The organism is Polaribacter sp. HaHaR_3_91, from assembly GCF_019278525.1.
In the GTDB taxonomy this organism is placed as follows: domain Bacteria; phylum Bacteroidota; class Bacteroidia; order Flavobacteriales; family Flavobacteriaceae; genus Polaribacter.
This window is the reverse complement of the sequence record NZ_CP058986.1, coordinates 4,026,153-4,048,953: the sequence shown is the minus strand read 5'-3', so window position 1 is coordinate 4,048,953 and position 22,801 is coordinate 4,026,153. Positions and strand designations below refer to the sequence as shown.

The window sequence follows — 22,801 nt, the reverse complement described above, 5'->3', positions numbered from 1 at the left end:
TAAGATTATGTCAGAACATCATCATAAAGAAACATTTGTAACAAAATATATTTTTAGCCAAGATCATAAAATGATTTCTAAGCAGTTCTTAGTAACTGGTATGTTTATGGGAATTATTGGGGTATTTATGTCTATGTTATTTCGTATGCAAATTGCATGGCCAGAAAAATCATTTTCTTTAATTGAAGCATTTTTAGGAGATCACCAAACAGACGGTGTAATGAATCCGGATATGTACTTAGCTTTGGTAACAATACACGGTACTATAATGGTATTCTTTGTATTAACGGCTGGTTTAAGTGGTACATTTTCTAACTTGTTAATACCATTGCAAATTGGAGCTAGAGATATGGCTTCAGGTTTTTTAAACATGGTGTCTTATTGGATGTTCTTTGTTTCATGTATCATCATGGTTTGCTCTTTGTTTGTTGAAGCTGGTCCAGCAGCAGCAGGATGGACAATCTATCCTCCATTAAGTGCTTTACCACAAGCAATTCCAGGTTCTGGAATGGGTATGACGTTATGGTTAGTTTCTATGGCTATTTTTATTGCATCTTCTTTAATAGGATCTTTAAATTATATAGCAACAGTTTTTAACTTAAGAACTGTGGGAATGAAAATGACGAGATTGCCTTTAACAATTTGGGCATTCTTTGTAACTGCCATTATTGGTGTAGTTTCTTTCCCTGTATTATTGTCTGCTGCTTTATTATTGATCTTTGATAGAAGTTTTGGTACTTCTTTCTATTTATCAGATATTTTTATTGCTGGTGAAGTTTTACATTATCAAGGGGGTTCTCCTGTATTATTCGAGCACTTATTTTGGTTCTTAGGTCACCCTGAGGTATATATTGTAATCTTACCTGCCATGGGTATTGTTTCAGAAATTTTAGCCATTAATTCACGTAAACCTATTTTTGGTTACCGTGCAATGATTGGTTCTATTATAGCAATTGCTTTTTTATCTACAATTGTTTGGGGACACCATATGTTTGTATCAGGTATGAATCCTTTTTTAGGGTCTGTATTTACATTTACAACGTTACTAATTGCAATTCCATCTGCAGTAAAATCATTTAACTGGTTAACGACATTGTGGAAAGGTAATCTTCAATTAAATCCTGCCATGTTATTCTCTATCGGATTGGTTTCTACATTCGTTACAGGAGGTTTAACAGGTATTGTTTTAGGAGATTCAGCTTTAGATATTAATGTTCATGATACGTACTTTGTTGTAGCGCATTTCCACTTAGTTATGGGTGTTTCTGCTATTTTTGGAATGTTTGCTGGTGTGTATCACTGGTTTCCTAAAATGTATGGTAGAATGATGAATAAAACATTAGGATATTGGCATTTCTGGTTAAGCATCATTTGTGCTTATGGAGTTTTCTGGCCAATGCACTTTATTGGTTTAGCAGGTTTACCAAGAAGATATTATTCTAACACAGCATTTCCTATGTTTGATGATTTATCTGATATTAATATAGTAATTACATTGTTTGCCTTAGTTGGTGGTTTTGCTCAAATATTTTTTATTGCAAACTTCTTTATCTCTATTTATAGAGGTCAAAAAGCAACAATGAATCCTTGGAATGCAACTACTTTAGAATGGACAACTCCTGTAGATCATGTACACGGAAACTGGCCAGGGAAATTACCAGAAGTTCATAGATGGGCGTATGATTATAGTAAGCGTGTAGATCCAGAAGATGATGATAGTGAATATTTACATGGAGAAGACTTTGTGTTACAAACAGTGCCTTTATTAGAAGGAGAAGAACCTTCTTAGAAAATAAAATACATCATTTTGTTTTAAATGATATTTAAGATATAAAACCAGTGAATTTATTCACTGGTTTTTTGTTTTTATTAGTATTTATAGTATTCGTTATAAAGTGTTGTTGTGGGGGGGCTATGGTGAATTAATTGAGAAAGTATATATGCAGAAATGCATAACGACTTTAGTAGAACAAGTTATTATTAGCTGTTTTAGAGTTTATGAAAGCTAACTAATGCGCTGTTTTTACTTTATAATAAATTACTTTATTGATCAGAATAATATGTCTTTAAAAGAGCTGTTTTAAGACTTTTAAATAGTAGTATTTTTTTACATACAAATTAATTGTAGTACCCGATTTAATTATTGCTTTGTTACAAAATAGTTTTCGTAATCGATAGTAAACTAAAGTAAGTCTATTGATATAACTGTAAAGTATGATTCTTTGGGGTATAGCTGTAATTGAATAAACGACGGTTTTAACTGATAAAATTATCTATTTTATCATTAGGTATAAACCCTTTTAAGATTAAAAAAACACCACAGATAATTAATATAATTCCCATTATTCTCTTTAGTCTATAAATTACTAAAGGAGTCATTTTACTTTTTAATTGTTTTGCTAAAAGTATTTTACCAAGATCTGTAATTGCATACCCTAAAATTATGGTAGCAAAATACCAAAATATACTGTTAGAATTCATGTTTAAAGTAGGTCCAATTACCAACACGGTACCCAACCAAAATGCTAACACGCCAATATTTATAAAGTTTAAAAAGTAACCTTTAAAAAACAGTTTTATATAGTTGTTTTTAACAGGGACGACTATAGTTTCTGCAGATGCTAAAGCCTCTTTTTTGTTTTGTTTGTCAAAATAAGTTATTAAACCGTATACAATAAGTACTAGGCCACCAATAAAAAAGAGTCTAGGGTCATCTTTAATTTTTTCTAAAAAAGATCTACTTCCAAAATATGCCATACATATAAAAGTAACATCCCCTAAAAGAACACCAAGATCGAACGCAATTGCTGCTCTAGCTCCTTTTAAAATACTGGTTTGAATAAGCATAAAAAAAACAGGCCCTATCATAAAAGCCATGAAAAAACCTATTAAAAAAGCATTCTTAAAGTCGTAAATATCCATTGGATAAAGGTAATTGTTTAATTAGGATTTACCAATTATGAGATTTTATAATTGGTTTAGTAATGTATCAAGTTTAAGTGAAATAATATTGTCAGTTTTATGTTTTAATGTTATGAAATTTCTCTCTACGTTCCTTGTAATACGTTTGTGAACTTGTTATGAGGTTCTTTAATACTTTAAAGCCTGGTTCTTCCGGTATTTAATATAGATAACTGGGGATTGCAGCGACATCCTTTTTGGTAAAAAGGTATAGCGGAAAGCCCGCTTGAACGCCAAAAAAAAGTGGTATTTATAGAAGTTGATACCTACAAGGCTTTTGAAACCTTGCAGGACAACTATATATTTTTAAACATCATCAAAATCTATTGAAATTTTTGAAGTTGTAGGGTATGCCTGACAGGCTAAAACCAATCCTTCTTCAATTTCGCTATCTGTTAAAATGGAATTCTTAATCATAATAGCATTTCCTTCTGTAACCTTACACATACAGGTGCTACAAACTCCTCCTTGGCAAGAATATGGAGCATCTAAATTGTTACGTAAACTGGCCGATAATAGATCGTCAGTTTGGTTCATAGTAAAGGTTGTTTCCTCATCATCTAGCATTACAATAACTTCTGTAGTACCTTCTTTTATCTCCGCTACAGCCTCTTCGTCTATAGAAGTTGTAAATAATTCAAAATGAATATTCCCTTTAGCAAAACCACGTTCTGTAAGTGTTGCAGAAACTTCATCAATCATACTTTCTGGTCCACATAAAAAAGCAGCATCAAAAGAAGTATTTTTGTAACTATTGTTAATGTAGAAATTAGTGTGTGCTTTGTCTATTCTACCAAATAAAGAACCTTCTAGCTGTTCTCTACTACAAATGTAGTGTAGGTTAAAACGATCTGGATTTGCTTCTTTTAAAGCATCTAATTCTTCTTTAAAAATAGTATCTGCAACTGTTTTGTTACCATAAATTAATGTAAAAGTAGACGAAACTTCGTTTTCTAATACATCTTTAACCATAGATAGAATTGGTGTTATACCAGATCCTGCAGCAAAAGCGATGTAGTTTTTATTAGGTTTTGTTTCTAGGGTAAACAGACCTTCAGGTTCAGAAATTTCAATAAAATTACCTTCTTTTAATTCTGTAGTTGCATACGTAGAAAAAGTACCATTTTCTACTGCTTTAATAGCTACTTTTAAATAAGAATCGCTAGGAGAAGAACAAATAGAATAGGCTCTTCTAACTTCTTTACCGTTAATCGTTTTTTTAAGTGTTAAGTATTGCCCTGCATGAAAAGCAAACTTAGACTTTAAATTACCGGGTATTTTAAATACAAGAGAAACCGCATCTGCGGTTTCTCTAATCACTTCGTGTATATTTACTTTATGAAATGTTGCCATTAAAAATGTTTATTTTATACCAAATTATTTGCAATTAAATATTCGGCAATTTGTATTGTGTTTGTAGCTGCACCTTTACGTAAGTTGTCTGCAACGATCCACAAATTTAAGGTATTTTCTTGAGATTCATCCCTTCTAATTCGTCCAACAAAAACTTCATCCTTATCATGTGCATTTATTGCCATCGGATATACGTTGTTAGCCAAGTCATCCTCTACAATTACTCCAAGAGTTTCACTTAATATTTTTCTAACTTCCGCTAAATCAAAGGCATTTTCAAACTGAACGTTTACAGCTTCAGAATGTCCCCCCGCAGTAGGTATTCTAACCGCAGTTGCAGTAACAGAAAAAGAATCATCACGCAAAATTTTCTTAGGTTCTTTTACCAATTTCATTTCCTCTTTTGTGTATCCGTTTTCTAAGAAAACATCACAATGTGGAATTGCATTTCTACCAATTTTATGAGGATATGCCATTTCGCCATCTATACCAGCCTCTTCATTATCTAATTGCTGCACAGCTTTAACGCCAGAACCAGAAACAGATTGATATGTAGAAATAACCACACGTTTCATTTTATACTTTAAATGTAACGGAGATAAAACTGCCACTAACTGAATTGTAGAACAATTAGGGTTTGCAATAATTTTGTCGTCTTTTGTTAAAACGTCTCCATTAATTTCTGGAACCACTAATTTTTTTGTTGGGTCCATTCTCCAAGCAGAAGAGTTATCGATAACTGTTGTACCAACTTCTGCAAATTTAGGCGCCCATTCTAGAGAAGTGTCTCCACCTGCAGAAAACAAAGCAACATCTGGCTTCAATTTTACAGCATCCTCTAAAGTAACTATGGTATATTCTTTCCCTTTATATGATAATTTCTTTCCAGCAGATCTTGCAGAAGCTACAGGAATTAATTCCGTTATTGGTAAGTTACGCTCTTCTAAAACTTTTAACATTACTGTGCCCACCATTCCAGTTGCACCTACTACAGCTATTTTCATCGCCTAAAAATTTAATATTATATTGAGTTGCAAATATCCTAAAAATAATAATTATATAAATCACTTAACCCCTTATAAATCAACCAAAGTTTAAAATTGAATCACAAATTTTTCTAATGTTTAAATTTAAACAGTTTGTGGTAATTTTTAAATAATAGGATCTTTATTTTTTTGAAGCTATTTCCTGCTTTCCGTTATATCTTTTTTATGAAAAATAAAAAAGGATGTCACTTCAATCAGGGCTAATCTTGTTTGCTAGCTTTTTTAAGACCTAGCAAAGTCTCTCAAATCCATGATAAAAATCATAAAATCTCTTTCTAAAATCAGTAACTTTGCAGCTTATAAAAAAAAACTGAAACGAGTTCAGTTTAAAACGTTAACCTAATTAGTATAGCATGCAACTGTACAATAAGTTAAGCGCAATAGAACGCGCTGCATTAATAGACGAAGCTGGCAAAGACCGCTTAACAATTTCTTTTTATCAATATTTTAAGATAGAAAACCCACAATTATTTAGAGATAAATTATTTTTAGAATGGAATGAACTCGATGTTTTAGGTCGAATTTATGTTTCATACGAAGGTATCAACGCTCAATTATCTGTTCCATCAGAAAACTTTTATGCCCTAAAGGACCAATTAGACAGTATTTCTTTTTTAAAGGATATTCGTTTAAATGTTGCTGTAGAGCACGATAATAAATCTTTTTTAAAGCTAAAAGTAAAAGTTAGAAACAAAATTGTTGCTGATGGTTTAAATGATGCAACTTTTGATGTTACTGCCAAAGGAGTGCATTTAAATGCTGCAGAATTTAATGCAATGTTAGCAAACCCAGATACGGTTTGTGTAGATATGCGTAATCATTACGAGAGTGAAATTGGTCATTTTGATGGTGCTGTAACTCCAGATGTAGATACCTTTAGAGATTCTTTAGATATTATAGAAGAAGATTTAAAAGACAATAAAGAAGATAAAAACTTGTTGATGTATTGTACTGGCGGAATTCGTTGTGAAAAAGCATCTGCGTATTACAAACACAAAGGATTTAAAAATGTTTTTCAGTTAGAAGGCGGAATTATAGAATACACACGTCAGGTAAAAGAAGAAGGCATCGAGAATAAATTTATCGGTAAAAACTTTGTGTTCGATCATAGAAGAGCAGAACGTATTACAGATGATGTAGTTTCTAACTGTCACCAATGCGGTAAAGCGTGTGATGAGCATACAAATTGTGCCAACGAGGCATGTCATTTATTGTTTATTCAATGTGATGAATGTGCAGAAAGAACAGAAAACACCTGTTCTGCAGATTGCCAAGAAATAATTCAGTTGTCTTTTGAAGAGCAAAAGGAATTAAGAAAAGGAAAAGGAAATAGCAATAAGATCTTTAAGAAAGGTCGTTCTGAAGCTTTAAAATTTAAAAAGTAAAGTCATGCAAAAAATCGAATTAATGGCGCCAGCCGGTAATTTTGAATCTATGCAAGCTGCTTTAGATAATGGTTGCGATTCTATTTATTTTGGAGTAGAGCAGCTTAATATGCGAGCAAGAGCTTCTGTTAATTTTACTTTAGATGATTTAGAAGAGATTTCTAAAAGATGTTCAGAAAAAAATGTGAGAACCTATCTTACATTAAATACTATAGTTTACGACCATGATTTATCAATAGTAAAAACATTGATAAAACGTGCAAAAGAAGCAAATATTACTGCGGTAATTGCCATGGATCAAGCAGTGATTTCTATGGCGAGAGAACAACAAATGGAAGTCCATATCTCTACGCAAATTAATATTACAAATAAAGAAACTGTAAAGTTTTATGCACTTTTTGCTGATACAATTGTCTTAAGTAGAGAGTTGAGTTTACGACAAGTAAAAAAGATTACAGAAGCAATTGAGAAAGATCAAATAAAAGGACCTTCAGGCAGATTGGTTGAAGTTGAAATTTTTGGTCATGGTGCTTTGTGTATGGCAGTTTCAGGTAAATGTTATATGAGTTTGCATTCGCATAATTCATCAGCAAATAGAGGTGCTTGCAAACAAAATTGTAGAAAAAAATATACGGTTATCGATCAGGAAACTGGTTTTGAAATGGAGTTAGATAATGAGTATATAATGTCTCCTAAAGATTTATGTACGATTGACTTTTTAGACCAAGTTGCAGATGCCGGAATTAAAGTTTTAAAAATTGAAGGAAGAGGAAGAGCGCCAGAATACGTAGCCAAAGTAATTAAATGTTACAGAGATGCAATTGATAGTTTGGCAAACGGAACCTACGACAAGGAAAAAGTAATTTCTTGGATGCAAGAACTAGAAAAAGTCTATAATCGTGGTTTTTGGAATGGCTATTATTTAGGTCAGAAATTGGGAGAATGGAGTAAAGAATCTGGTTCTCATGCAACACAAAAGAAAGTTTATTTAGGGAAAGGAGAACATTATTTTGATAAAGCTAAAATTGGTCAATTTAAAATTGACGCGTATGATGTTGCTTTGGGAGATACCATTTTAATTACAGGTCCAACCACCGGAGCACAAGAAATGGAAGTTAAGCAAATGTTTGTGAATGATGTTGCAGCCGAAAAAGCAACTAAAGGAGACGAAGTTACCATGAAATTAGATTTCAAAATAAGAAGATCAGACAAGTTGTACAAGATTGTAAAAACTGAATTTGCACAAAACTAATGGTGGTAATTACATTACAAAGAAACAAATGTATTGGTTGTAATTATTGTGTAGAAGTTGCTCCAAGTCAGTTTCAGATGTCTAAAAAAGACGGAAAATCGGTATTGTTACATTCCATAGAAAAGAAAGGTTTTTTCACTATAAAATCTTTTGATGAATCTATTTTTTATCCTTCTTTAGAAGCAAAAAAAGCGTGTCCTGTAAAAATTATTGAAGTAAAGCAAGTTTAAGAATTACATAAGTTTTAAAATAAAGTCCTCATCTATTGAGGGCTTTTTTTTGTTAAAAAAAGAGGTTTTTATACGAATACTAATTAAACCCATGCAAATACTAAACGGATGAGGGAGCAAACAATTTTTCAGACTACATTTGAAGTATCAATAAATTAAAAAGTAGTTTTGTTAACTTTCATAAACCTATTTTTTCATTCTTTGAGAATGCGTATATTTACGAATTAGTGAAGATGAGGCGGTGTGTTAGTATCTGTCTGATAATCAATTTATGAACCAAGAGGTTTTTAGGTTTTATAGCGATGTTTTTAGTGGATTTGCTGCTAATAATAAACTTTAAAGACTATCAACTATAAAAATATATATACTTACATGGCATGTGGAAGTTGTGGTACAACAGAAAATGGAGTACCAAAAGGTTGCAAGAGTAATGGTAATTGTGGGTCAGGAACCTGCGGAAGTGGTAGTAATAAACTAGCCGTTTTTGATTGGTTGTCTAATATGACGTTACCAAGCGGACAAGAAAGATTTAATATTTTTGAAGTCCGTTTTAAAAACGGAAGAAAGCATTTTTATACAAATCCAGATAATTTACCCATCACTATGGGAGATATTGTGGCGGTAGAAGGTGCTCCAGGACATGATATTGGTACAGTTTCTTTGGCAGGAGAGTTGGTAAAAGTGCAAATGAAAAAACGCAAAATTACCGCAGATCATGAAGATGTAAAGAAAATTTACAGAAAAGCGAGTCAGAGAGATATAGATATTTGGCAAGAGGCAAGAGGCAAAGAAGAAGAAACGCAAAGAAAAGGAAGAGAAATTCTAGGACGTTTAGGTTTGCAAATGAAGTTGTCTGATGTAGAATATCAAGGTGATGGAAATAAAGCTACGTTCTATTATACGGCAGATACAAGAGTAGATTTTAGACAGTTAATTAGAGATTTGGCAAGTGCATTTTCTATTCGTGTAGAAATGAAGCAAGTAGGTGCAAGGCAAGAAGCTGCCCGTTTAGGTGGTGTTGGTTCTTGTGGTAGAGAGTTATGTTGTTCTACTTGGTTAACAGATTTTAGAAAAGTAACAACGTCTGCGGCACGTTATCAGCAATTATCTTTAAATCCTTTAAAGTTAGCAGGACAATGTGGTAAACTAAAGTGTTGTTTAAATTTTGAATTAGACACGTATTTAGATGCTTTAAAATCATTTCCGAAACAAGATTTAGTACTAAAAACAGAAAAGGGAGATGCCGTATTTGTAAAGATGGATATTTTTAAAAATCATCTTTGGTATACCTACAAAGAAGAGCGTTTTAAATGGTTTAGACTTACATTAGAACAAGTTTTAGAAATAATAGCGCTTAATAAAAATAATGAAAAATCTATTTCGTTAGAAGAATATGAAGCGGATGTAGAAATTCCTGTTAAAGTAGATTTCGAAGATGCTGTTGGGCAAGATAGTTTAACGCGTTTTGATGCTCCTAAAACAAGTAATCGTAAGAGAAGAAATAAGAAAAAACCGGCGGCAGTTGCTAATAATAATAATAATAATAAGCCAAGGACAAGGTCTAACCCAAATCAAAAACCAAATCCTAACCAAAAGGCAACAACCAGTCAAAAGCCGAACCCAAATCAGAAAAGAAAGCCACAGGCTAAGAAACAACTAAATACAAACCCAAATCAGAAGCCCAAAGCTAAATTGAATCCGAATGGGAATCCGAATCAAAAGGCTAAACCAAATGCTCAGCCAAAACCAAGGCCGCAAAGAAAACCAAGACCGAAACCTCAAGGTGATGTAAAGAAACCAGAAGGAGAAGCTAAGGATATAAAAAAGCCAGAAGGAGAAGTTAAAAAGGTAAATAAGCCAAGAAGAAATAATAGAAACCGTAAAAATAATAACCCTAAAAATGACAACAATTCTGAAAAGTAATCCTTTTTTAATTGTTTTAGGATCTCTTTTATTGCTGTTTTCTTGTGATGATAAATCAGATTTTAATCTATATAAATCAATAGACAATGAAGGTTGGAAAGCGAATGAGAAAATATTTTTTGAGTTTGATGTAAAAGACACTATTTCTCCAAAAAATCTATTTATCAATATTAGAAATAATAATGAGTATGCTTATAGTAATTTGTATCTTATTACAGAGCTTGTTTTTCCTAATGAAACAAAGGTTGTAGATACTTTACAATACGAAATGGCAGATAAAACAGGGCGTTTTTTAGGTGTTGGTTTTACAGAGATTAAAGAAAATAAATTATTTTATAAAGAAAAAAAGGCATTTCCAATTTCTGGAAATTATACATTTAATGTGCGCCATGCAATGCGTAAAAATGGAGAAGTAAAGGCAATTGAATTTTTAAAAGGAATTCAGGATGTTGGCTTTAGCATAGAAAATTAAAATAGAAATGACACAGAAGAAAACGACAGATTTTAAAAAATATATTAAATGGTTTTGGTTGCTAGTTCTAGGTGGATTTGCATCAATATTATTATTGTTTTTAATTGCTTCTTGGGGTGGTTTAGGAAAATTACCAACGTTTGAAGAGTTAGAAAATCCAGAAAATAACTTAGCAACAGAAATTATTTCTTCAGATGGTAAAACATTGGGTAAATATGCTACAGAAAATAGAACACCTATTAAGTTTACTGATTTACCAGATAATTTAATAAAAGCATTAGTAGCAACGGAAGATGAACGTTTTTTTGAGCATTCTGGTATCGATTTTAAAGGAACTGCAAGAGCTATCTTAAAACCAGGAAGTGGAGGTGCTAGTACAATTACACAGCAATTAGCAAAAATGTTATTTACTGGTAGAGCTTCTAGAAATATCTTTTTAAGAGTTGGCCAAAAAGTAAAAGAATGGGTGGTTGCTACAAAATTAGAAAGACAATATACCAAAAACGAAATTCTTACAATGTACTTAAATAAGTACGATTTTATAAACCAGGCAGTTGGTATTCGTTCTGCAGCTCGTATTTATTTTGGTAAAGAACCAAAAGAATTAGAGGTGCAAGAATCTGCAATGTTGGTTGGTATGTTAAAAAATGCATCATTATTTAATCCTTTAAGAAGAGCAGAACGTGTAAAAAATCGTAGGAACGTTGTGTTAAAACAAATGAACCGTAGCGAATTTATTTCAGAACAAGAAAAAGACTCTTTACAAGCATTAGATTTAGGTTTAGATATTCATAAAGAAGGACATAGTGATGGTTCTGCAACTTATTTTAGAACGTATTTACAAAAATATTTAAGAAAATGGGTAGAGGAAAATCCAAAACCAAATGGAGAAGAATATAATATTTTTAGAGACGGTTTAAAGATTTATGTAACTATAGATTCTAGAATGCAAAAATACGCAGAAGAAGCTATTGAAGAACATATGTCTAATTTACAGTCTTACTTTTTTACAGAACAAAAAAGAAACAAAACAGCACCTTTTTATGATATAAAAGAATCTGAAATTAACAGAATTTTAGAAAGAGCTAAGAAAAACTCGGATAGATATAAGCGATTAAAAATTGCAGGAAAATCTAATAAGTATATTGATGAAGTTTTCAAAACAAAAACGGAAATGAGTGTTTTTTCTTGGAAAGGTGATATTGATACTGTTATGTCTCCAATGGATTCTGTAAGATATTATAAATACTTTTTACGTGCTGGATTGTTGTCTATTGAGCCACAATCTGGTCATATTAAAGCTTGGGTAGGAGGAGTTAATAACAAGCATTTTAAATATGATGCTGTTGCACAACAAAAAAGGCAAGTAGGTTCTACCTTTAAACCATTTGTATATGCTGCTGCAATTAATCAATTAAAATTATCTCCTTGTGATGAATTTCCAAACATACCTTATACAATTCCAAAAGGAAAATATGGAATACCAAAAGCATGGACACCAGAAAATGCGAGTAAAAAGTATGGAGGAATGTTAAGCCTAAAAGATGGTTTAGCTGGTTCTGTAAATACAATGTCTGCGAGATTAATAGATATGGTTGGTCCAGAAAATGTAGTGCGTTTAGCAAAATCTGCTGGTATAGAAAGTGATATTCCTGCAAATCCTTCTATTGCATTAGGAGCCGTAGATTTATCATTATTAGAAATGGTAAGTGCCTATGCTACTTTTGCAAATCAAGGTTTACGAGTTGCACCAATGATTTTAACAAGAATTGAAGATAAAAACGGAACTGTTTTAGAAGAATTTACACCAGAAACGAAAGAGGTTTTAAGCGAAGAATCTGCTTATGTTGTGCTAGATTTATTAAAAGGAGTTACCCAATCTGGTTCTGGTGTTCGTTTACGTTTACCTTGGAAAAAAGCCGATTATATTACAGGTCATCCTTATAAATTTACAAATCCTATTGCAGGTAAAACAGGTACCACTCAAAATCAATCAGATGGTTGGTTTATGGGTATTGTGCCTAATTTAGCAACAGGTGTTTGGACAGGTGGAGAAGATAGAGCAACTCATTTTGCAGGTATTGCAAAAGGACAAGGTGCTACAATGGCTTTACCTTCTTGGGCGTTATATATGCAAAAAGTATATGCAGATGAAACGTTAAATGTGAGTAAGAAAGATTTTGAAAAACCAGAGAACTTATCAATCAATATTGATTGTAATGATACATCTGGTGATGAGGATACTCCTATAGATGAAGATACCGATTTTTAGTATAGAAAGAGTCTCCTAAGTTTTTAGGGGATTCTTTATTTCAATAAATTCTTTATTTTGTGCTAAATTTATTTTTCAGTAAATTACAAGAATGTCACTTCGCGCATAGTCGGGAAGCTCTAAAACAGGAACATTATGATCAATAAAAAGGTAAAAAACGTAGAAGATGCTTTAAAAGGCGTTAAAAATGGAATGACTTTTATGTTGGGTGGTTTTGGTTTATGTGGAATCCCAGAAAATGCAATTTCAGAACTTGTAAAACTAAATGTTAGAAATGTTACTTGTATTTCTAATAATGCAGGTGTAGATGATTTTGGTTTAGGCTTATTACTTCAAAATAAGCAAATAAAAAAAATGATTTCTTCTTATGTAGGAGAAAATGATGAGTTTGAACGCCAAATGTTATCTGGAGAGTTAGAAGTAGAATTAACTCCACAAGGAACATTAGCTGAAAAATGTAGAGCTGCACAAGCTGGTTTTCCTGCATTTTATACGCCTGCAGGTTACGGAACAGAAGTTGCAGAAGGAAAAGAAACCAGAGAGTTTGATGGTAAAATGTATGTTTTGGAGCCTGCTTTTAAAGCGGATTTTGCCTTTGTAAAAGCTTGGAAAGGAGATGCAGCAGGTAATTTAATCTTTAAAGGAACTTCTAGAAATTTTAATCCTAATATGTGCGGTGCCGCAACAATTACTGTGGCTGAAGTAGAAGAAATGGTAGAAGTTGGTGAATTGGACCCAAACAATATTCATATTCCCGGAATATTTGTACAACGTATTTTTCAAGGTAAAGATTACGAGAAAAGAATTGAACAAAGAACGTTGCGTAATCGCGAATAATTATTCGTTTGTTATTCTTGTGTAGACAAGAATCGATACTGTATTAATTTAAAATTAATGATAGTTTTCTGTTTTTACAGGAATGACATGAGGTTAAATTAATACTTTTTCTAATTATTAAATCTATTAATCATCAAATTAATAATATGTTAGACAAAATAGGAATTGCAAAGCGAATCGCACAAGAAGTTCAAAACGGATTTTATGTGAACTTGGGTATTGGTATTCCAACCTTGGTTGCAAATTACGTCCGTGAAGGTATTGAGGTTGAGTTTCAAAGTGAAAATGGTGTTCTAGGAATGGGACCTTTTCCTTTTGAAGGTGAAGAAGATGCAGATATTATAAATGCAGGGAAACAAACGATAACAACGATGCCTGGAGCAAGTTTTTTCGATTCTTCTATGAGTTTTGCAATGATTCGTGGTAAGCATGTAGATTTAACTATTCTAGGAGCAATGGAAGTTGCAGAAAATGGTGATATTGCCAACTGGAAAATTCCAGGAAAAATGGTAAAAGGAATGGGAGGCGCAATGGATTTAGTTGCTTCTGCAGAAAATATTATTGTTGCCATGATGCACACCAATAAACGTGGTGAGTCTAAAATTTTAAAGAAATGTTCTTTGCCTTTAACGGGAGTTGGTTGTGTAACAAAAATAGTAACAAACTTAGCATTTCTAGAAGTAAGAGATAACGTGTTTCACTTGTTAGAAAGAGCTCCTGGTGTTTCTGTAGAAGATATTCAGGAAGCAACAGAAGGAACATTGGTAGTTAATGGGGAAATACCAGAAATGAAGTTTTAAAATGAATTTATTTAAGAAAACATATTGGATTATTTATCCAATTCTTATTGTTGTATTTATGTTCATTTTTGATCAATTGTATACAATGGATAACTTCCTTTTAAAAGGGAGTATTTGTGCCGTTTTAGCATTTATAATATCGCCAAGAAAAAGATTAATTCTAACTGAAGCAGGAAAGAAAAAGCAGATTACTTGGGTATTTTTAAAGGATCCAATAGTGCTAGAGCAATAAATTAAAAATAAGAGTGTTTTCCTTTATCAGGAAATTAAAAAGCATACATGAAGATAATATCATACAACGTAAACGGCATTAGAGCCGCATTAAAAAAAGGATTTTTAGATTGGTTAGAAGCCGCAAATCCAGATGTAATTTGCATACAAGAAACCAAGGCACATAAAGAACAATTAGATCTTACCGATTTTGAAAATGCAGGTTACCCATATCATTACTGGTTTTCTGCACAGAAAAAAGGATACTCTTCTGTAGCTATTTTTTGTAAAGAAAAACCAAATCATATTGAGTATGGAACCGGAATTGAATCTATGGATTTTGAAGGTAGAAATTTACGTGTAGACTTCGATGGTGTTTCTGTAATGAGCTTGTATTTACCTTCTGGTACTAATTCTGAAAGGTTAGACTTTAAGTTTAAATACATGGATGAATTTCAAGAATACATCAATAATTTAAAACTAGAAATTCCGAATTTAGTAATCTGTGGAGATTATAATATTTGTCATGAAGAAATTGATATTCACAACCCAAAAATGAAAAATGTTTCTGGCTTTTTACCCGTAGAAAGAACTTGGATTGGCGAATTTATTAAGAACGGGTTTATAGATAGTTTTCGTTTTTTAAATCAAGAAAAACAAGAATATTCTTGGTGGAGTTACAGAGCAAATTCTAGGGCAAATAATAAAGGTTGGCGTTTAGATTATGCGATGGTTTCAGAACCTTTAAAAGAAAAAATTTCTAGAGCCTATATTTTACCAGAAGCAAAACATTCAGACCATTGCCCAATTGCAGTAGAACTTGACATTTAAAACAAAACATGAATAAACTAATTATATTCCTCCTATTTACTAGTACTATTTTTTCACAAATAAAAAAAGATACTTTATTTATAACCAAAGACACCTTAAAAGAGCCTGTTAGAAAAAGTTTTTTTTCTGATGCAGATTTAGATGCAATTGATAGCTTATTAGTTGATGATAAATTTAATTCGGCTTTAGTAGATTCGTTAAGTTATGTAATAAATGATATAGATATTATAGGAAACACAAGCACTGTTTTAACAACAGATTTATTAAAATTACGTCTTACTGCTTTAAATAATAAAACGCCTTTTAATTTAGCATTTAATCCTTCTTTAGAACAAGTAATTAATAGTTATTTATTGCATCGTAAAAGATACTATCCTGCTTTAATGGCAAAAGCAAAATACTATTTTCCAATGTTCGAGCAATATTTAGATCAATATGATATTCCTTTAGAAATGAAATATTTGGCTATTGTAGAGTCTGCTTTAAGACCAAAAATTAAATCTGGAGCTGGAGCAACAGGTTTGTGGCAATTTATGTATGGCACAGGAGTGGAGTTCGATTTAAAAGTGAGTTCTTATGTAGATGAGCGCCAAGATCCCGTAAAAGCAACAATTGCTGCTTGTAAATATTTAAGTCAGTTATTTACTGTTTTTGGTGATTGGGATTTAGCTTTAGCAGCTTACAATTCTGGGCCTGGAAATGTAAGAAAAGCTATTAAGCGTTCTGGAGGATATACAAATTATTGGAATATAAGACCTTATTTGCCAAGAGAAACCGCAAGTTATGTACCTGCTTTTTATGCAACGATGTATATTTTTGAATATGCAAATGAACATAATATTTATTCTGAACTTCCACAATTTTTTAATTTTCAGACAGATACAATTCATGTTAAAAGAACCATTAGTTTCGATCAAATTTCAGAGAAGATAGCTATTGATGAAGAGGTGTTGTCTGAGTTAAACCCGTCTTATAAATTGGATATTATTCCGTTTGTAGAAGATAAAAATTATGCTTTAATATTACCAAGTAACAAGATTATTGAGTTTTTAGATAAGGAAAAAGAAATTTATGCTTTGGCAGATACAGATGATGCGCAGAGAGAAAAACCTTTACCTAAGTATTTCGAAATGGACCAACGTATACGTTACAGAGTAGTTAATGGAGATTTTTTAGGTAAAATAGCAAATAAATTTGGAGTTCGGGTAAGTGACTTAAAACGTTGGAATAGTTTAAAAACAAGCCGATTAAAAATAGGGCAAAGATTGTCTGTTTATCCTAAAAAAATAGGGAAATAGTCTCTGTTTAGAGAAATAATAAAGTAGTAAAACCGAACAGGAAAAATACATTGTTAACCAGCTGTAAAGTATTTCTGATAAACATTTTTGTTTTTCTTAGAAATACTTTAAAAGTGGAACAGTATTTGGAGTGTTAAACTTTTAGAAGTAAGAACCAACTTTATAACATAAAAATAACTAAACTCATGAAAAAAATATTTACGTTACTTGCATTTACAGTTTTATTTACCTCATGTGGTGGAGGTAACGATAAAATTACTTTACGATCATCTGTTGGTAAAGTAAACAAAGTAATGGTAGTTACTAAAGCTAGTGATTGGGCTGGTGATATTGGTAAAGAAATAAGAAATTCTTTTGGAGAATTGATGGTTGGTTTGCCCCAACCAGAGCCTCTTTTATCTGTTTCTCAAGTGGCTCCAAATGGTTTTGGAAAGATGATGCAAGCTGGTAGAAATATTCTGGTTATTGGTGTTGCCGATGAAGAAAAATATTTTGTTAGAACTAATGTTTATGCAGATCCACAAACTATTGTTTATGTGTATGCTAAAGACAAAGAAGGTGTTGTAAACTTGTTTAAAAAACATCATGAAGAAATTATTAAAACCTTTATAGCTTCGGATGTTAAAATGCTTCAAAATTTGTTTGCAAAAAACAAATTGGATGATTCTCAATTTAAAACACTTCAAAATTTAGGGATTTCATTAACCATCAATAATAAATTTAACACCGTAGATGATACGGGAGATTTTTTATGGTTGCGTCAGCATTTATCAAGCGGAATTGCAAAAACAGGAAGTAATAATATTTTAGTGTATTCTGTTCCTTTAGAAGATGAAACACAAGTATCTGATAGTATTGTAGCTGTTAGAAATAGAATTGGTAAGAAATATATACCAGGTTCAGACCCAGAAACCATGCATATGATTACAGAAAAAGCATATACTCCTTTTACTTTTGATGCTGTTATAGATGGTAAAAAAGCCTATGAAACTCGTGGTAAGTGGGAAGTTAAAAATGATTTTATGGCAGGTCCATTTTTAAACTATACGGTGGTGGATAAAAAGAACAACCGATTAATTATTTTTGAAGGTTTCACGTATGCACCTTCTGTTAACAAAAGAGCATTTTTGTTTGAGTTAGAAGCAACTGCAAAATCTATGAAGATCAAATAAAAGGACTTTATAAAGTCTTATTGAAGCCGAAAGCATTTGTTTTCGGCTTTTTTTATGGAATAAATTTCTAATTTCAGATTAGCTATATTTGGTATTCAACCAAAAACTTTTAATCATGCAAACGAATATTTACATCTTTTTTATAGCTGCTTTAATTCCTTTAGTTATCGGTTTTATCTGGTATGGTCCCTTACTTGGAAATACTTGGATGAAAGAAATGGGATTTACCAAAGAATCTTTAGCTAACAAGAATATGGTATTAACGTTTATACTCTGTTATATATTTAGTTTTTTTATAGCTTTCATTTTACAATCTCTTGTAATTCATCAAGGTGGTGTTTTCTCTACAATGTTAGTATCTGGTTCAACAGAATTAGAAGGTGAAGCGTTGGCTTATTTTGAGGACTTTATGACTAAGTATGGAAATAATTATAGAACCTTTAAACACGGTTTATTACACGGTATTTTAACGGGACTGTTTTTTGTATTACCTATTTTATCAATTATAGCAATGTTTGAAAGGAAATCAGTAAAATACGTTGCTATTAATGCTGGTTATTGGATAGTAACTTTGGCATTTATGGGAGGTATTATATGTGAATGGGCATAGAGTAAACCATATCTAAAAAATAAAACCACGCATTTAGCGTGGTTTTTATATTGGTAAAATAGGTTTAGTAACCAATTTTTGACCTTACTCTTTTTAGAACTCCGTTTGCAACTACAGTTGCTTTTTCTGCTCCAATTTTTAAAGCCTCATCAAGTTCATGCTTATTTTCCATATAATGATTGTAACGGTCTCTTATTGGTGAAAATTGCTCAAGAATCAATTCATATAAAGCTTGTTTTGCGTGTCCGTAGCCATAATTACCACCTTCGTAATTTGCTCTCATTGTTGCAATCTGCTCATCAGAAGCTAATAACTTATAGAGTCCAAAAACATTATCTGTATCTGGGTTTTTAGGATCTTCTAAACCTAAACTATCTGTTTTAATAGACATTATTTGTTTTCTTAACTTCTTGTCTGGTAAGAAAATATTGATAATGTTATTTCTAGATTTACTCATTTTTTCACCATCAATTCCAGGAACTAATTTTGTGTTTTTTTGAATTTCTGCTTGAGGCGGAACCAATGTTTCGCCGACAATATTGTTAAATCTATTGGCTACATCACGGGTCATTTCTAAATGTTGTAACTGATCTTTACCAACAGGTACAACTTCTGCATCATACAATAAAATATCTGCAGCCATTAACATTGGGTAGGTAAATAAACCTGCATTTACATCACCTAATCTATCAGCTTTATCTTTAAATCCGTGTGCTAAAGTTAGTCTTTGATATGGAAAAAAACAGCTTAAATACCAAGTCAATTCTGTAGTTTGTGGTATGTCGCTTTGTCTGTAAAATATGGTTTTATTAATGTCTAATCCACAAGCAAGCCAAGTAGCAGCAACACTGTACGTGTTTTCTCTTAATTCTTTTCCATCTTTAATTTGGGTTAAAGAATGCATATCTGCAATAAATATAAAAGATTCATTTCCTGGACTATTTGCCATTTTTATTGCTGGTAAAATAGCCCCTAATAAATTTCCTAAATGTGGAGTTCCTGTACTTTGTACACCTGTTAAAATTCTAGACATTATATTGTTTTTATCTTTTTTTTGATGGAGAGCTTCTCATTACTCTCTGCAATTACAAAAATAAGGTTTTGTTTAAGAAAACCTATCAAACAAAAGAATATTAGTATTTTTGTTTGATAGTAGAATTTTAGGAGAGTAACTTTATTCTTTTTAAGTGATTACTATTTTAAATCATCTAGCAACTTTTATTGATTCTATGAAGTACCTTAAGGTTCCTTTTCTTTTAATTTGGCGTTTGTGGTTTTACCTTTTAATGATCATAACTATTTTAGTGATGTCTCCACTTTTATTGTTATTCACTTTTAAAGAAGCGCATTATCATATTTTTTGGAGAATTGCTAGAGTTTTATCTAAAATTCTAATTTACGGAATGGGTTTTCGTTTAAATGTACAATTTGATGAAGAATTAGAACCGAATAAAAGTTATATGTTTTGCCCAAACCATACTTCTTTAATGGATCCTTTTGTTTTGATTGCCATCAGTAAAAATCCTATTGTATTTGTTGGTAAACAAGAGTTGGTTAAAATTCCTGTTTTTGGTTTTTTCTATAAACGAGTGGTAATTATGGTAGATAGAAATAATCCCGAAAGTAGAAGAAGAGTTTTTAGCATGGCTAAAAAAAGATTGCAAAACGGCGTAAGTATGGCTATTTTTCCAGAAGGATTAGTGCCGGAAGAAGATGTAATTTTGGCACCATTTAAAAAAGGAGCTTTTAGTTTAGCAATAGAGTTTGAGATACCAATTGTACCACAAGTTTATTACGATTGTAAACGTTTGTTTTCTTGGGATATTTTTAAAGGAGGTATGGGAGTTTTTAGAGTACGCCAGCATAAATTTATTTCTACAAAAGGGTTGTCTTTAAAAGATAGAGATCAATTAAAAGATAAGACATTTGATATGATTTACAACGATTTGGCAAATGATAAAAAGTATATGAAAGATACAAATAGCACAAAATGAGTGTAAAATTAAATCCAGGATATTCCGAAACAGAAGAACGCTTAAACGTTTTGTCTCATGGTTTAGGTTTGCTTGCAAGTGTAATTGTTTTTCCTTTTTTAATAGTAAAAGCAACCAACTATGCTAACTTTTGGGATATTGCTAGTTTTGTTATTTATGGGGTGAGTTTAATTGTTTTATATGCAGCATCTACATTTTATCATGCTGCTAAAAATCCGAAGAAAAGAAGACGGTTAAATATTTTTGATCATGCCGCTATTTATGCTTTAATTGCTGGGAGTTATACTCCTTTTTGTTTGGTCGCTTTAAATTCTGACTTAGGTTGGTATATGTTTATTGCGGTTTGGATTTTTGCCTTAACAGGTATTATTTTAAAGCTATTTTTTACAGGAAGGTTCGATAAAATTTCTACAGCAATGTATCTTTTAATGGGCTGGCAAGTGGTGTTTTTTATAAAACCTTTAATGGTTGCTTTACCAAGTTTTAATTTAAACTTATTAATTGGCGGAGGAGTTTTTTACACCATTGGCGCTATATTATATTCCATCAAAAAGATACCTTATAACCACGCCATTTTTCACGTATTTGTTTTATTAGGCAGTATCAGTCATTTTATTGGAATTTACTACCTGTAATTTTTAAATCCAATCTTTAAAAGGATGTTTACTAATGCTAGAATTATAGTATTTTACATCTCCAGTAACTTCTTGGTCTAGCCAATTTGGTTTTGTAAAAGTTTCAGTTTCTGAGTTTAATTCTACTTCTGCAACTGTTAAACCTTGGTTGTCGCCATAAAATTCATCCACTTCAAAAGTGTGATCACCAACTTTAATTAAATATCTTGTTTTATCAATTACACTAGGTTCACATAATAAAAGTAAACTTTCGGCTTCCGATTTGTCAATTTCTTTTTCCCATTCAAAACGAGTTGTTCCTGTTGCGTTAGATTTTCCTTTAATAGTCATAAAAGCTTTTTCATCTGCAATTCTAACTCTTACAGTTCTGTTTTTATCAGAATTTAAATAGCCTTGTTTAATGCTTTTTTGAGCAAAACTTTCACGTTTAAAATCGTCGTTTTTTACTAAAAATTTTCTTTCTATTTCTAAACTCATAAAATGGATGTTTTTTACCGTAACTTAGGTATTGTAATAAATAATGTTATTTTTTATTCTGATAAATGCCAAATACAAAATCAGACTGATTTTCTTTTAGATATTTGTCTTCTAGGGCAAAAAGCTTGTCCAAAACTTGCTCCTTTTCGGTATCTAATTCATAGAAATGATGAGAAATATCTCTAAGCGTGCTCATCAATAAATTATTTCCGTAAGGTCTTTCTACAAGCGTGGTATAATGTTTATGGATAGACGGAATAATACTTTCTGAATCAATACATTCAGAAGGGTTTGCCATGATCATTCTAAGCACACCAACGCCTCTGTATTTGTTTTTATGAAGGTTACTTTTAAATCGTGTTCTAAATTTCTTAGGAATAGATTTTAACGCTTCATTGATTGCTGTTATTTGTGTTTTAGAAAACTGATGCCTTGTAGTTCCTACAAATTCATTAATTATAAGTAATCCATCTGGTTTTAATACTTTTTGTACTCTGCCAGATAATAAAGATTCTATTTTATCAAAATGATGTAAAGAAGCTTTAAAGAATATAACATCAAAATCATTTTTATTAAACTCAAAATCATCAATGTTCTTAGCAATAAATTTAATGTTTGTTACGCCATTTTTCGCTGCTTTTTTCGCTGCAATCTGAAGCAAATTGTCAGCAATATCTAAACAAACAACTTCTTTAAAAATGGTGTTGTTTTTGGCCAATTCAATTTCTGGATTGCAAATACCAGAACCTAAAGAAAGAAGCCTTAGATTGGTTTTGTCTTTCAAAAAATCATCCGTAATAAAACTAATATAATCTACATTTTTATCACCAGAAATTAAAAAATTCCATCGTTCTACAACCTTAGGAATAGACCAAAAATTAGAAGAAATAAAGGAAGAGTTATCAAAAGCACTTTTTGTTCTAACTTCTTTGTTAAACGTAAATTTAGAAAAGAAAAACTTGCTACCTCGTTGTATTGCTTTAAAATACGTGTCTATAAAATCATCTAAAGTAATCAGTTTCATATCCTGTTTTAACAATCGT

General features: G+C 31.5%; 22 protein-coding genes. 16 read left to right on the top strand and 6 right to left on the bottom strand.

Translation table 11 applies throughout. The annotated features are described in order from the left end of the window. The first annotated feature begins 7 nt into the window (after nt 1–7). Entirely contained in the window at nt 8–1,789 is a 1,782-nt protein-coding gene (locus tag H0I27_RS16905; RefSeq protein ID WP_218731802.1) for a cbb3-type cytochrome c oxidase subunit I, read from the top strand. Nucleotides 1,790–2,256: 467 nt separating this feature from the next. Here H0I27_RS16905 and H0I27_RS16900 read toward each other — a convergent pair whose 3' ends face one another. From H0I27_RS16900 to H0I27_RS16890, 3 genes are all read right to left on the bottom strand, one after another. Next, on the bottom strand, nt 2,257–2,922 hold the full coding sequence (locus tag H0I27_RS16900) for a LysE family translocator (protein ID WP_208890541.1): 666 nt from the start codon (nt 2,920–2,922) through the stop codon (nt 2,257–2,259). 345 nt (nt 2,923–3,267) lie between these two features. Beyond that, nucleotides 3,268–4,314, bottom strand: a complete 1,047-nt coding sequence (locus H0I27_RS16895) for a ferredoxin--NADP reductase (RefSeq protein ID WP_218731801.1) — start codon at nt 4,312–4,314, stop codon at nt 3,268–3,270. Nucleotides 4,315–4,328: 14 nt separating this feature from the next. After that, a complete protein-coding gene (locus H0I27_RS16890) occupies nt 4,329–5,318 on the bottom strand; it encodes an aspartate-semialdehyde dehydrogenase (protein ID WP_218731800.1) in 990 nt (329 codons plus the stop codon). Nucleotides 5,319–5,713: 395 nt separating this feature from the next. Between H0I27_RS16890 and H0I27_RS16885 the strand changes: the two genes are divergently transcribed. The 13 genes from H0I27_RS16885 (at nt 5,714) to H0I27_RS16825 (ending at nt 18,652) form a co-directional block, all read left to right on the top strand. Beyond that, a complete protein-coding gene (locus tag H0I27_RS16885) occupies nt 5,714–6,745 on the top strand; it encodes a rhodanese-related sulfurtransferase (RefSeq protein WP_218731799.1) in 1,032 nt (343 codons plus the stop codon). A 4-nt stretch (nt 6,746–6,749) separates the two neighbouring features. Continuing rightward, entirely contained in the window at nt 6,750–7,997 is a 1,248-nt protein-coding gene (locus tag H0I27_RS16880) for a peptidase U32 family protein (RefSeq protein WP_218731798.1), read from the top strand. After that, nucleotides 7,997–8,227, top strand: a complete 231-nt coding sequence (locus H0I27_RS16875) for a ferredoxin (RefSeq protein ID WP_165731672.1) — start codon at nt 7,997–7,999, stop codon at nt 8,225–8,227. Before H0I27_RS16880 ends, H0I27_RS16875 begins: the two co-directional genes overlap by 1 nt. Nucleotides 8,228–8,599: 372 nt before the next feature. Beyond that, nucleotides 8,600–10,150 carry a regulatory iron-sulfur-containing complex subunit RicT gene (gene ricT, locus H0I27_RS16870; RefSeq protein ID WP_218731797.1) on the top strand — a complete coding sequence of 517 codons (1,551 nt, stop codon included), beginning with the start codon at nt 8,600–8,602 and terminating at the stop codon, nt 10,148–10,150. Further along, on the top strand, nt 10,128–10,622 hold the full coding sequence (locus H0I27_RS16865; RefSeq protein ID WP_218731796.1) for a gliding motility lipoprotein GldH: 495 nt from the start codon (nt 10,128–10,130) through the stop codon (nt 10,620–10,622). Before ricT ends, H0I27_RS16865 begins: the two co-directional genes overlap by 23 nt. Before the next feature lie 7 nt (nt 10,623–10,629). Further along, nucleotides 10,630–12,894, top strand: a complete 2,265-nt coding sequence (locus H0I27_RS16860; RefSeq protein WP_218731795.1) for a penicillin-binding protein 1A — start codon at nt 10,630–10,632, stop codon at nt 12,892–12,894. 135 nt (nt 12,895–13,029) lie between these two features. Continuing rightward, the gene (locus H0I27_RS16855; RefSeq protein ID WP_218731794.1) at nt 13,030–13,731 is read left to right on the top strand and encodes a CoA transferase subunit A; all 702 of its coding nucleotides are present in this window, start codon (nt 13,030–13,032) and stop codon (nt 13,729–13,731) included. A 146-nt stretch (nt 13,732–13,877) separates the two neighbouring features. Next, the gene (locus H0I27_RS16850; protein ID WP_218731793.1) at nt 13,878–14,531 is read left to right on the top strand and encodes a 3-oxoacid CoA-transferase subunit B; all 654 of its coding nucleotides are present in this window, start codon (nt 13,878–13,880) and stop codon (nt 14,529–14,531) included. A gap of 1 nt (nt 14,532) precedes the next feature. Next, the gene (locus H0I27_RS16845; RefSeq protein WP_218731792.1) at nt 14,533–14,763 is read left to right on the top strand and encodes a hypothetical protein; all 231 of its coding nucleotides are present in this window, start codon (nt 14,533–14,535) and stop codon (nt 14,761–14,763) included. A 47-nt stretch (nt 14,764–14,810) separates the two neighbouring features. Continuing rightward, on the top strand, nt 14,811–15,572 hold the full coding sequence (locus H0I27_RS16840; RefSeq protein ID WP_165731679.1) for an exodeoxyribonuclease III: 762 nt from the start codon (nt 14,811–14,813) through the stop codon (nt 15,570–15,572). Between the two features lie 8 nt (nt 15,573–15,580). Continuing rightward, on the top strand, nt 15,581–16,870 hold the full coding sequence (locus tag H0I27_RS16835) for a lytic transglycosylase domain-containing protein (RefSeq protein ID WP_218731791.1): 1,290 nt from the start codon (nt 15,581–15,583) through the stop codon (nt 16,868–16,870). Between the two features lie 185 nt (nt 16,871–17,055). Next, nucleotides 17,056–18,042 carry a DUF4837 family protein gene (locus H0I27_RS16830; protein WP_218731790.1) on the top strand — a complete coding sequence of 329 codons (987 nt, stop codon included), beginning with the start codon at nt 17,056–17,058 and terminating at the stop codon, nt 18,040–18,042. A 115-nt stretch (nt 18,043–18,157) separates the two neighbouring features. Next, a complete protein-coding gene (locus H0I27_RS16825; RefSeq protein ID WP_218731789.1) occupies nt 18,158–18,652 on the top strand; it encodes a DUF1761 domain-containing protein in 495 nt (164 codons plus the stop codon). Nucleotides 18,653–18,716: 64 nt separating this feature from the next. Here H0I27_RS16825 and trpS read toward each other — a convergent pair whose 3' ends face one another. Further along, nucleotides 18,717–19,685, bottom strand: a complete 969-nt coding sequence (trpS, locus tag H0I27_RS16820) for a tryptophan--tRNA ligase (protein ID WP_218731788.1) — start codon at nt 19,683–19,685, stop codon at nt 18,717–18,719. Nucleotides 19,686–19,881: 196 nt separating this feature from the next. Here trpS and H0I27_RS16815 point away from each other — a divergent pair, with 196 nt between their 5' ends. After that, nucleotides 19,882–20,646, top strand: a complete 765-nt coding sequence (locus tag H0I27_RS16815) for a 1-acyl-sn-glycerol-3-phosphate acyltransferase (protein WP_218731787.1) — start codon at nt 19,882–19,884, stop codon at nt 20,644–20,646. Beyond that, the gene (locus H0I27_RS16810; RefSeq protein ID WP_218731786.1) at nt 20,643–21,281 is read left to right on the top strand and encodes a hemolysin III family protein; all 639 of its coding nucleotides are present in this window, start codon (nt 20,643–20,645) and stop codon (nt 21,279–21,281) included. The genes H0I27_RS16815 and H0I27_RS16810 overlap by 4 nt, the downstream gene beginning before the upstream one ends. Nucleotides 21,282–21,284: 3 nt before the next feature. Here H0I27_RS16810 and H0I27_RS16805 read toward each other — a convergent pair whose 3' ends face one another. Further along, a complete protein-coding gene (locus H0I27_RS16805; RefSeq protein ID WP_218731785.1) occupies nt 21,285–21,758 on the bottom strand; it encodes a CYTH domain-containing protein in 474 nt (157 codons plus the stop codon). A 46-nt stretch (nt 21,759–21,804) separates the two neighbouring features. Continuing rightward, a complete protein-coding gene (locus H0I27_RS16800) occupies nt 21,805–22,782 on the bottom strand; it encodes a class I SAM-dependent methyltransferase (protein ID WP_218731784.1) in 978 nt (325 codons plus the stop codon). Nucleotides 22,783–22,801: the final 19 nt, after the last annotated feature.